Raw genomic sequence first — 12,881 nt, 5'->3', positions numbered from 1 at the left:
ACACATTTCGCAACTAACGACTAAGCTTCACCCAAGTCCGATCAATCTACGTCAATGGATCAATCGACTATGGGCGCTTTATGGCAAACCGATTCGAAGCAGGCTGCGCTGCCACCTGACAGCCCGGATCAACCGCCATTGCCACACAGCGCCCGCACGCGAACAGCGTGGTGGCGACTGGTGTGGTTGGTGCTGTTGCTCGCCCTATGCGCGCTGGGCTGGGCCGCCAGCGTGGAAATGCGCACCTCGCGCCTGCAGGCCCGCTACCTGAGCCCGTTGGCCGCATCGCTCAGTTATCGCCTGGAACCCGGCGCCAGCGATGCCATCGTGTATCCCGGCGACGGCCCGTTCGACCGGCGCCTGGGCTACAGCGCGCTGAACGAATTCCTGCCGCGCCTGCTCAAGCGCAATTACTTGATCCAGGCACAAACGCGCTTCTCACCGGCGTTGATGGACTATGCCGAGCGCGGGCTGTTCGTGCCCTACGCAGAAAAAGTCCAGGCGGGCCTGAGCATCACCGATTGCCGCGCCGCGCCGCTGTACACCTTCACCTACCCGCAACAGCTCTACACCCGCTTCGCCGCAATCCCGCCGCTGGTGGTGCAGAGCCTGTTGTTCATTGAAGACCGCGACCTGCTCGACCCCACGCAACCGCTGGCCAACCCGTCGGTGGACTGGCCGCGCTTTGCCAAGGCCGCCTGGTCGCAAGTGGCCAAGCTCGTGCAATTGCCGGGGCAGACCGCCGGCGGCAGCACCCTGGCCACGCAGCTGGAAAAATATCGCCATTCGCCCGACGGCTTGACCGTGTCCGGCGGCGAGAAAATTCGCCAGATGCTGTCCGCCAGCGTCCGGGCCTACCAGGCCGGGCCGGACACCCTGGTCAGTCGGCAGAATATCGTGCGCGACTATCTCAACAGCGTGCCGTTGTCCGCCGTGCCGGGCCACGGCGAAGTGCATGGCTTGGCCGAAGGCCTGCGGGTCTGGTACGGCGCCGACTTCAACCAGGTCAATCAGGCCTTGAGCGACAGCGCGCAAGACCCGGCGAGCCTGGCCAGACGTGGCCTGGCCCTGCGCCAGGTGCTGTCGCTGATGATTGCCCAACGCCGGCCCTCGCACTACCTGACCAAAGGCCGCGAAGAACTGGCGCAATTGACCGACAGCCATCTGCGCCTGCTCGCGCAGAACCAGGTGATCCCCGCCACGTTGTCCGCCGCCGCCCTCGCCAGCTCGGTGACCTACCGCGACTGGCAGCAGCAGCCGACCGTCCAGCCAGTGGAAACCAACAAGGCCATCAACGTCGCCCGCAGCCGTCTCGCCAGCCTGCTCGACCGCTCGCTGTATGACCTCGACCGCCTCGACCTGTCGGCCACCAGCACCTTGCACTACGCGCTGCAAACCCAGGCCACCGACTACCTCAAGCACCTGGCCGACCCGACGTTCGCCGCGCAAATGGGCCTGCTCGGCCCGCGCCTGCTGACGCCACAAAGCACGCCGCAGGTGCGCTACAGCTTCACCCTCTACGAACTGACACCCGATGGCGCACGCGTGCGGGTGCAGACCGACAACACCGACCAGCCGTTCGACATCAACGAAGGCAGCAAGCTGGAACTGGGCTCCACCGCCAAACTGCGGGTGCTGACCACCTACCTGCAAATCATCACCGAGCTGCATGAACGCTATCAGGCACGCACGCCCGCCGAGCTGAAAAACGTCGAACTGCCCGAGCAGGATGTGCTCTCGCGCTGGGCGCTGAATTACCTGACCCAGCACAGCGACCGCGACCTGGCGAAGATGCTCGACGCCGCCCTCGACCGCACCTACTCGGCCAACCCCGGCGAGGCGTTTTTCACCGGCGGCGGCCTGCATCGCTTCCATAACTTTCGCAACGAAGACAACGGCCGCAACCCGACCTTGCGCGATGCCCTGCGCGAGTCGATCAACCTGCCGTTCATTCGCCTGATGCGCGACCTGGTGCGCTACACCACTTACTCTGGCGAAAACAACAGTGCGCGCCTGCTCAAGGACGACAACGACCCGCGCCGCCAGGAATACCTGGCCAAATTCGCCGACCATGAAGGCACCGCGTTCCTGCTCAAGTTCTGGAAAAAATACCGCCACAAAGACACCCAGGCCCGGCTCGACACTTTCATGGACAGCCTGCACCCCACCGCGATCCGCCTGGCCGCCGTCCACCGCTACCTGCTGCCCCAGGCCAGCCAGGAAAGTTTCAACGGCTTCGTGCGCTCGCACCTGAAAAACCTGAAAACCACCGATAAGCTCACCGACGAGCGCCTCGAACGGCTCTACCAGAGCTACGGCCCCGGCGCCTACGACCTGCCGGACCAGGGCTATATCGCCAAGGTGCATCCGCTGGACCTGTGGTTGCTGGGCTACCTGCTCAACCACCCCGAAGCGACCTTCGACGAGATCGTCAAAGCCAGTGAATTCGAGCGCCAAGAGGTCTACAGCTGGTTGTTCAGGAGCCGTCACCAGAGTGCGCGCGACAGCCGGATCCGCACCATGCTGGAGATCGAAGCGTTCCTCGATATCCACCAGCGCTGGCAGGCCGTGGGCTACCCGTTCGACCACCTGGTGCCGTCGCTGGCCACCGCCATCGGTAGCTCCGGCGACCGCCCCGCCGCTCTCGCGGAACTGATGGGGATCATCCTCAACGACGGCGTGCGCCTGCCCGTGTTGCGTATCGACAGCCTGCAATTCGCCCGCGGCACGCCCTACGAAACCCACGTCGCCAACGACCCGAACCGTGGCAAACGGGTGCTGCGCAGTGAAGTTGCCACGGCGTTGCGCGGCGCGCTGTCGCAAGTGGTCGACGCCGGCACCGCCAAGCGCGTGGCCGGCAGCTTCAAACTGGCCGACGGCACTGCGCTGGCGATGGGCGGCAAAACCGGTACCGGCGATAACCGCATCGAAGCCATGGGGGCCGGCGGGCGCATGCTCAGTTCCAAATCGATCAACCGCACCGCGACCTTCGTGTTCTACATCGGCGCCCATCACTTCGGCACCCTCACCGCGTTTGTGCCGGGGGCGTCGGCGCAGCACTTCACCTTCACCTCGGCCTTGCCGGTGCAGGTGCTCAAGGGCATGGCGCCGCTGCTCAACCCGCTGCTGCAACCGGGCGACCCGGCGTTGTGCCTGGCGGGCAAACACTGACGCGCGGCTGCACTACCTATCTGCCACCCCAGCGCGGCAGCGTTGAACACACTCCTGGATCACCCTTTGACAGGACCTGATCCGTGCCCGAATTACCCCAACCCAACAGCGCCTTCCACGGCGCCCACTACACACACATCCGCGACGCCCTGCCAGACTGGCTCACCCACGCCACGCCGGGACGCCTCGGCGCACTGAAAGCCGCAGGCGTCAAACACCTGACCGCGCCAGCCCCGCTCAAGGCCGCCATTGCCGAGCATTGGCAACAACAAAACCGCCTGGACCAACGCCTCGCCGGCTTGAACGACGTGTACGCCTTCGCCGAACCCTTGCTCAAACACGCCCTGCGCGACTACGGCAACCTGGATGTACGCAACACCTACCTGCGCCTCTACGTCGACGCCAAGACAAGTGGGTGGAAGCTCAATGTGACCGGCGCCCAGGTGAGCAAGACCTTTTCGTTGCTCGATGCGGCGCTGTACAACTTCGCCGCCGACCAGACTTTTCTCGACTTCGCCTTCCTCGGTCCGACCGATGCGCGCGGGCAACGCGACGTGCTCTCGATCACCCACCGCCGCAGCGGCACGCGGCTCACCGCGCAACAGTTCAAAGACATTTGCCGCCAGCTGGATATCGGCGCGCAGTATCAACTCAAGCTCAGCCAGGCCCTCGGTTTCAAGAACCCGGCACTCGCCCGCACCCTGCACGGCGAAGTCACGGCACGCCACAAGGCCGCGCTGAAAAGCGCCGCGCACCTGGCCCTGGCCAAGGCCGACCTGAAGCCCGATGCCCATGCCGCGATGCTCAATCTGGTGGACGACCAGCCGACCCCGCGGCTCGACGGCGCCGCGCTCCAGGCCTACACCCTCAGCGTGATGAACATCGCCCTGGTGGGCATCGTGCTGTTTATCGCCGCGCCCAGCCCGCGGGTGATCGCCTACGTCGCCGAAGACCCCGCGCACCCGCTCAAGGAATACCCTTCGCCCCAGGCGTTCATGCAGGAACTGACCCGCCAATTGCGGGATAAGGCGCGCTACCAAGTGTTCTTCAGCCAGTTCGTGCCCCATGCCAAACGCGCGGCCTTTTTCGCCGGGATCAATGCGCGCCTGAGCCACATCCAATGGCATCAGAAACAGCCCACCGACAGCGGGCCGAGCTGGCAAGACACGCCGATCAGCGATCCCAACCTGCACTTCAGCCTGCACGCCTGGCAGGACGACTATCGCCAACGCCCGCCTTCGCCGGCCGCCGATACGCTGTGGGACTACCTGTTTCGCACCCAACTGAACAAAATCGTCAACGACGCACGCAACATCGCGCTGTCCACCGTCGACGTCGACCGCCGTGCCCGCTGGGCCTGGTGGGACAACCTGGAGCAGATGCTCGCCGACATCCTCAACGCGGCGTTGCTGGTGGTCACGCCCTTCGTGCCGGTACTCGGCGAATTGATGCTGGTCTACAGCGCGTACCAGGTCATGGACGAGGTGTTCGAAGGCATCGTCGATTGGAGCGAAGGCCTGCGCACCGAAGCCTGGGAACATGTGGTGGGGGTGGCCGACAGCGTGATCCAGTTCGCCCTGTTCGCGGCGGGCGCCAGCATCGGTCAGTTGGCGCGGCTCAAGCTCTCGCCGTTTGTCGAGGGCCTGGTGCCGGTGCAACGGGCCGACGGCTCACGGCGCTTGTGGAACCCGGATATCAGCGCGTTCGCCCAGCAAGACCTGATCCCCGAAGGCTCGACTCCCGCGCCCTCGGGCTTGCACACACACCAAGGCAAAACCCTGCTGGCGCTGGACGGCCATCACCTGGAGGTGCATTACGACCCGCTCAGCGACGTGCACCGCGTGGTCCACCCCGAACGCGCGGACGCCTACCGGCCGCGCCTGCAATTGAATGGCGACGGCGCCGTGACCCACGAGGGCGAACGCCCGCGCACCTGGGAGCGCCCGCGGCTGCTGCGGCGTCTCGGGCATCGGGTGCAACCGTTCAGTGACACCCAACTGGAACAGCTCAGGGTCGCCAGCGCCACCGAAGACGGCGCGTTGCGTCGTGTGTACGAGCACAACGAAGCGCTGCCGCCGCTCCTCGATGCCGGCCTCAAACGCCTCGAAGCGGCCGAATCGATCCAGGTCGCCAGTGACAGAATCCGTGCGGGGCAAGCCTTGAGCGCCGACCCCAGCTCGGATTGGTTCGAGCAAATGGTCACCGAACTCGATGGCTGGCCCCAGGACAAAGCGCTGCAAGTGTTCCTCAAGCCCGACCTGAGCGGCAGCTCGCACCGCTACGGCGCCGCGCAAGCCGGCCCCGCCGACACCTTGCGCATCAGCCTCGGCGACGTGCTGTCCGGGCACTTGCCGGAGCGGGTGCTGGGCTTTCTCGATGAAGCGGCGATCACCCTCCTGCTCGGCGCCGAAGTGCCGGAATCGCAGCGGGTACAAGCATTGCGCGATCTGCTGGCCAACTACGTACTGAGCCAGAGCCGCGATATCGCCCCGGCGGTCTACCGCGCCCGCGAACAGAGCGACGCCCCCGGCATCATCGGCCTGCGCCGGGACCATCCCGACCTCGACCTGAGCCTGGCCCGCCGCCTGCTGGAGCGCGCCCGTCCCCACGAACGCGAGGCCTTGGCGAACGACCGGCATGCGCCCCTGCGCCTGCGCAATCAAGCCAGCGAATTGCAGCTGGCGGCTGACTCGGTGCATGCCTACGAAGGCTTTTATCCACCGGCCATGCCCAACCCGGCGACTGAACACCTGCTGCTCAAGAGCCTGCTGTTCAATACCGATGCGCTCACCGATCTGCACCTTGAAATCCGCGAAGCCACGGTCACGGGCTCCCTGCGCAGCCAGGCCGGTTCGGACACGGCTGCCACACGCCGGGTGCTGGTTCACACCCGCCTGGGCTATTCGGTCTACGACAATGCCGGCCAACCGTTACACCGCCCGGCCAGCCTGTATGAAGCCGTGTTGCTCGCACTGCCCAGCGAGCCACGCACCGCCCTGGGCTACCAACCCGGCGAGGGCGAAGACTTCAAGCACTGGCTGATGACCCACCTTGAACCCCTGGCCGAGCGACGCAAGGTCCTCGCCGGGCCCGACACCCACCGCGTCATGGAGCGGGAAACCGCGCAATTGCTCGGCGGCCCGCTGCTCAGCCGCTGCCGCCCCGCCCCGGCCGAGAACCACACGGCGTTTGCCAGGGACGTCCTGCAACGCCTGTTTCCGAGCCTCAGCGAGCAACGCCTGAACCGCTTTATCGAGGACATCCCCGCCGACCAATTGAGCAGCACCCTGAACGAACTGACCTTGCAGAAACACACCCTGAACACCCAGCTGCACACCTGGAAGCAATCGCCCACCCATCACCCCAAAGGCAGCGCCCAGGAACGGCAACAACTGGCCGCCCGCAGACGCCTGGCCCTCCTGCTGGAACAGTGCTGGGGCGAACGCTACGCCGAATACACCGACGATTGGGGCAGGACCCAATCCGGCGCGCGGGTCGATCTGGACGGCATGCCGTTACCCGAGTCGCTGCCCGCGCTGACCGTCAATTTTGAACATGTGACGTTCCTGAATCTGAGCCAGAGCAGCGTCGGGCAATCCCATTGCGGTTTGCTCAAACACTTCCCGGCGCTGCGCTCCCTGGACCTGAGCCACAACCACCTGACGAGCTTGCCGGTCGAACTGACGGCGCTGCGGCAGTTGCGCAACCTGAACCTGTCGAACAACCGCATGGTGCTGTTCCCAGAAGACGTGACGCGCCTGCGCAATCTGCGGCGCCTGCACATTGCGATTCTGGACCACAACCCCCTCACCGCCGCACCGGATATCACGCGCATGCCCAACCTGCGCCGCCTCGACTTGAACCACACGCAAATCCACCAATGGCCCATCGGCCTGTTCGCGCACGCCAGGAACGAGCTGTTCGACCTGAACCTGAGCGGCAACCCGATCACCACCCTGCCCGCACTGACCGCCGAGCCGACGGCCGCGCGCACCGTGGCGCGCACGCGGCTGGACCGCCACACGCTGAACGACGATCAGCGCGCCCTGTACGAACGCTACCGCACCGAGGCCGGGCTGGACCCGTATCGCACCTATGAACCGCAGGGCAACAGCGACCCGTGGCTGGTAGACGCCGATGCGGGCACCCGCGTGGTGCGCGAGCACCTGTGGGACGCCGTCGAAGACGAGCACGGCTCCCAAGGCTTTTTTGAGGTTATCAAGTACCTGGAGCCCCCCGAGTTCTTTGAAAACCCCCAAGACCGGCAGCGCCACGCCGCCAACCAGGCCGGGTTGACCCAGCGGGTCTGGCGCTTGATCAACGCCGCCCACGCCGACAGCGCCCTGCGCGAGCGCCTGTTCAAGCTGTCGAGCTTCCCCGGCTTGTGTGGCGATGGCGGCGCGCAAATTTTCAATGAAATGGGGATCGAGGTCATGGCCAGCGAAGCGCGGCGTTTTTCAACGACCTTGCCTGAACTCGAAGGCCGCCTGGTGACCCTGGCCAAGGGCGCGGCGCGGCTCAAGCAGCTCAATCAGGTGGCCCAGGAAGAAGTCGCCCGGCGTCTGCGACCCAAAGCGGGCGGCGGCGAAGGCCAGCGCCTGCGCTCAGAAGTGCTGAACGGCGAAGCGGGCGAGGTGGACGAAGTGGACATCCATTTGGCCTACCAGACCTCGTTGGCCAACGAGCTGGACCTGCCCTGGCTGTCGGACCATATGCTCTACCGCGACACCGCCGACGTCAGCGCGAGCCGTATCCAACAGGCGCGCATCAGCGTCATGGAGTTGGGCCGGGGCGATGGCCTGGTCAACCAGATGTTACTGGAGCCGTACTGGGAGACCTTCCTGCAGGAAACCTACGACAGCCTTTATCAACAGAATCTCACCGAATACACCGAGAAGTTCTACCGCCTGGACGACCTTCAAACCCTGCAGTCGCAATGGCATGCCGAACAGGAGCCGCAGCAGAAAGCCCGGCTCAGGGAACAGCTCAAGGCCCTGGCCGACGAACTGCACACGCAGGAAAGCGTGGTGTTCGCCGACACGCCGATCAGCGACGCGCTGTACAACCGCCTGCTCAATGACCTGGGCTACAACGAGAAGGAATGGATGCGCGGCCTGACACGCGAGGCGCTGAAAAAGGCGCACCTGCGCCGTAACCGCGAGCCTCTGCCCACACAGTGAGGCCAGTGCAGGCGCGAGCATGTTCGCGCCTGCCCTCGTTGCTCAGCGGGTATCGGCATCGGCCATCCAGCGACAGGTCTGGGACCGGCTGACCTGACGCCGATGGTCGGCCAGTATTGTCGCCGCCGTCGGGGTCATCCAGCGCGAAAATGACAGCGGCAGCTCGGTTTGCCGGGTCGCGTGGTGCTGCTCGGGGGTCTTCAGATACGCAGCGGTAAACAAGTCGTCCCGACCGACAGCCTGCTGATAGTACAGGTGGATATACCCCTCTGGCTGTCGGGTATGAACGTCCACGACCTGGCAGAACTGCACGTAATCATCCGCAGCGTCGTCCACCCGATACCGCCCCGGTCGGTTGACCAACTGCACCTCATGGCCCGCCAGGAGCGCGTCGACCCCGGCCTGGACCGGTGCGCGTGCCTTGATCACCGCGATCCTGGCATGCACCCCCTGTTCATACAAACGGGCCGCCGCCGCGCGCCAATCCGCTTCAATGCGTTGCGCCGTGCTGCGGTGCTTCACCGGCCAGCGGGCAGCGCTCGCTTGCGCCAACTTGCGACGCATCGCTTCGGCGCACTCAAGCAAGAAAAACGCCGGCACTGCGAGGACGTCTTGCAGCGAATGAGCCCTTTTGGCCGTGGGGACCATCCTCAACACCTGGGCGATCATGCGCTCGACACCGGCCACCGTTTGCTTGCCGTGCTCGATCATCTCAACCAGGGTGCCGGCCCTTGCACAGCCGAGCGTGGCGGGTGCTCGCTCCAGCGGGTCCCACAAACCATCGGCCGCCTGTTTGAAGGAGGCAATCAACTCATCCGCGCGGTCATGCACTTGAGCGATGCGCGCGGGCTGTGCGTGAGTCGGCTCAACGATACGCCCCCGATAAACGTCGCCGCCGCGGGTACGAATCAGGCTGTTGCGCGGCGCGCCGACAGCTGCAGCCGGGGCGTTGTCCGCCAGCGCCTCCAGCAGATTTTTTTCGGCGGTGGCGTGCAACTCGTCGATCAAGGTTTGAAGCTCATGCAGGTAGTCCAGATCAAACGCTTGCGGCGTAATGGCCCTGCAAAACGCCAACCGGTCGGCGGTATCGCCATACACCTGCAGCACGCTGTCGAACAACTCGATCCGCTCGGCTTGCGTCAGCGCCATGAATCCTGCATGGGACTGACTCGCGCACGCGACGCGCTGAAGGGTCTGTGCCAGCATCCCGGCAAACATCGCGTCGCTTCCCGAATCCTCGGCGCGCCAGGCCGCCTGCCACAAACGCCGGACCTGCTGCGCCTGCAGTGCCAGCACCGAGGCTGGCGCAACGGCCAGCGTGAGGGCCTGGCCCTTATCGGCGCCACAGCCGATGACCGCCGTCAACTCATCGAGGTGACGGTTTTCCAGTTCACGCCAGTGAATCGCCCCATTGTAGGCGGCCAAGCGGTTGCGCCGGTTCTCGCTCACTTGCTCTTGCGACATCGACGCCAGCGAGGTATCGAGTGACGCGATGTAGCGTGCTTCCAGACTACCGAGGGTGCGTGCCGTGCCCACCAGAGACTCAAGCAGCGCACAGACTTGCACCTCATAGCCCAGGCGCGGTGCCAGGGCGCGCAGCTGCCGGAGCGCGTGTAATTGCTGGGACAGCGCCTTCAACTTGACCTGCAAAATCTGGTGATATTGCTCACGCACCTGGTCGGCCGCAACACCTGCAAGGTTGTCGGCAATGCTGTCCACCAGCCTGGACAGCACGCTCACTCGGCTCTCAGCCTCAGCACGCGTGCTGTCGGCGCCGTCGTAGAGCACTTGCCACTCTTCAAGACGCAGATCCGTCTGTTGCCGAACCTGCTGAATGAGCGCCTTCACACGGAGAACGGAGCCCCATTTATCCGGCTGCTTGAACTGCTTGGGCGCTGGGATACGGGTCAACTCCAACGGATTTTGCACCCTCTGCGGCGTCGCAAACATCAACGCTGACAAGTCCAGTTGCAACTGCACGTTGGCCGGCGAAACCCGCTGCGCGAGCACCCACGCCAGGTTGCCCAGCACGTCGACACCCGTGGTAGCCCCGACATCCTGGCGCACAGTGCCCATCAACTGCCCCAGCCACCCGGTCAGCGTGTCCACGCCCTGCACCAGTGGCATCAGCCCATCGGTCAGCGACCAGCCTGCCTCTTTGAAGCAGGCCCAGTGCCGTGCATCACCACCCGATACGGGCCATTCACTCAAGGTTTCCAGCGCGAGATAGAACGCCTCGCGCAGGGAATGCACCGACTCGAGGTCCTCGCTCACCTCCACCGCCAGCGCCGCGTTGTCATCGACCGGCAAGGCGCTGAGCAGCGGCTCGAACACCGCTCGGTGACTCGTCGGCAGCCATGCCAGGACACTGTCGCGCAAGGCACCAGGCGCCTTGATCGCTGCGTGCAGATCCTCCAGCGAGGCAAATTCCTGTATGACCGGATTCAACAGCGGTCGATACAACAGGCACGCGCCCGGTGGCGCCTGCCGGGGCATCAACAGGTGCATGTGCTGCACAACGGCCGTCTGCCCTTGAGGCATGGCCTTGAGCGTCAGCGGCAACAGACGGGAGGATGCCCGCAGCCCCGCGGCACGTTCGCTAATGAGGCGATAGCCCTGCTGGGTCAGCCCGTGCAGTCCCTGGATTTTGTATGCCATTGCCAGCATCTTCAGCTGTGACAGCACCTGATCGCCGGCCAGGTCCCGGTCCCAGTCTTTGGCGGCGTTGCCCTTGGCCAACCGTTGCCTCAGAACCGCGCCGTAAGTCTTGGCGATATCGGCTTTGACCAGCCAGTCTCTGAGCAAGGGCTCGGTCAGCCAGGCGGGTGCGGGGGCGCCTTTGAGCGTGACAGTGGTGGGGCTCGGCGTGAACCCGCCCAGGGTTTCCAGCGCCCACTCGGTCAGGGTCAACTCAAGGGGCGCAGCGCTCGGCGGGCCGAACACCCCATGGATATCCAGGACCTTGAGCTCGACCGCGCGTGGCTCGTTGTCCAGACAGTCTTGCAACGCTGCTTCGGCAAACGCCGCCAGAGACGGGACTTCGGGGAAAAACCGCTTGCCCGCGCCCTGGTTCAAGTGGCGCACCTGCTCGACCAGCAGACGCCCATATTGAAGTCGATCAGTTTGCGCGGCGTTGAACAGCCACGCCGGGATGGCCTCGTGAACGCCTTGTCCGAACGCTGTCAGGGGGGACACAAACCAGCGACGCGTGTCGGTGATGGCATTGAGCAGCGCCTGATACTGTTGCGCGGTTCTACGCACCGTGGGGTCGATGGCGGAAATTTCACTCAACTGGCGTGCCAGGTAACCGCTTGCCAGCGATTCAGGGGCCAGGCCTGCGTGCTCAACGACAAACCACTCACCTGCCGGTTCATCCAACAACGGGCTCAGGTGATCGGCCAGCAACGGCCCGATATCGTCCAACTGGTCGATCAACTGCACGCCCATCGCCGGGCTGTAGAGTGCCATGTCCGTGGAATGCGTTGCCTGGAGCAACCACAGGGGCAGGATTTCGCCCGAATCGTCGTCTCCCGCGTCCTCGCGGCGCAGGTGAACCGTAGAGACACGCAACGGACCGGCCGGAGCGGTCAGCTCCCCGCCGGGGTTGGTGAAAGACAGTGAAAAGAACGTATCAAGATGGCGCTGGCTCATGCCAGGCTGCCTGGGCGTATCGCTGACGACGCCCATCAACGCCTCGACCAGCGGCCACCAGCGCGTTTTCCACCAGGCCTGCAACTGCTCCCGGTAAGACGCCAACAACAGCGCGCCGCGCTCATTGACCAGCACTTCACACTCGAACACGTCCAGTGTGCTCGGCTCATAGTCATCCCCCACCCGCTGGACACTCTCATGGTGGCCCGGCACGTAGAGCACCGGTTCACCATTGACCAGCCGCGCCACCAGTGCGTCCGCCAACGCGGTGTAGTCATACGTCCCGGTTTGGCTCGCCAGCGGCGTGCGCAGGTAAAGCTGCTCGACGGCCAGTGTACGCGCCGCGAAGTGCTCGTCCAGATGGGCCTGGGCACTGGCCTGGGCCACCGCCTGCAGGGACGGTGGATCGGCGAACAGGGCGTGGATCGTATCGATGTGAGTCTGACGCAGCAGCGCCGTGGGATTGGCTTGTGTCACAAAACTAGCTCCTTGCCTGGTGAGTCGACGACTCACCCAAGCCTGGGAAACTAGTTCCGCAGCCATGGGCAACGGCGGTAGACAGTTAGTCCCGGATCACCGTGACGTGTGGTTTATGCGCACCGGCTTCACTCGTCCTCGATACGGCGCGCCGCTCATGGGTACCACGCGCAAGGCGTCAAGCCCCAGTTTCGGTGGGTTGCAGGTGACTTTGAGCGCAATGTTGTCGCGGCCGTTGAACAACACCGGCGGCGAGGTAAGCGTCCACCGCGCTCAGGGTTTCAGTCACCGGGTTTGAACGCATGGTTTGCTCGCGCCGGCAACACAGGCCTTGCAGCCAATCCGGGATAAACGGTGTGGGCAAGATTCGCTCTGAGCCGAACGGCAATTCGCGCTTTCCCC

3 protein-coding genes are annotated in these 12,881 nt (G+C 64.7%); 2 read left to right on the top strand and 1 reads right to left on the bottom strand.

Translation table 11 applies throughout. The annotated features are described in order from the left end of the window. Positions 1-69: 69 nt before the first annotated feature. A complete protein-coding gene (locus tag AC4PS7_RS02130; RefSeq protein ID WP_492179047.1) occupies positions 70-3,171 on the top strand; it encodes a transglycosylase domain-containing protein in 3,102 nt (1,033 codons plus the stop codon). 83 nt (positions 3,172-3,254) lie between these two features. Then, positions 3,255-8,351 (top strand): dermonecrotic toxin domain-containing protein, encoded by a 5,097-nt coding sequence (locus tag AC4PS7_RS02125; protein WP_492179046.1) that lies wholly within the window; start codon positions 3,255-3,257, stop codon positions 8,349-8,351. 42 nt (positions 8,352-8,393) lie between these two features. Here AC4PS7_RS02125 and AC4PS7_RS02120 read toward each other — a convergent pair whose 3' ends face one another. Then, positions 8,394-12,479, bottom strand: a complete 4,086-nt coding sequence (locus tag AC4PS7_RS02120) for a hypothetical protein (RefSeq protein ID WP_492179045.1) — start codon at positions 12,477-12,479, stop codon at positions 8,394-8,396. Between the last annotated feature and the right edge of the window lie 402 nt (positions 12,480-12,881).

The organism is Pseudomonas sp. DW-iso3, assembly GCF_058725305.1.
Note: the sequence above shows the minus strand (reverse complement) of the source record. Positions and strands in the feature narration are given on the sequence as shown.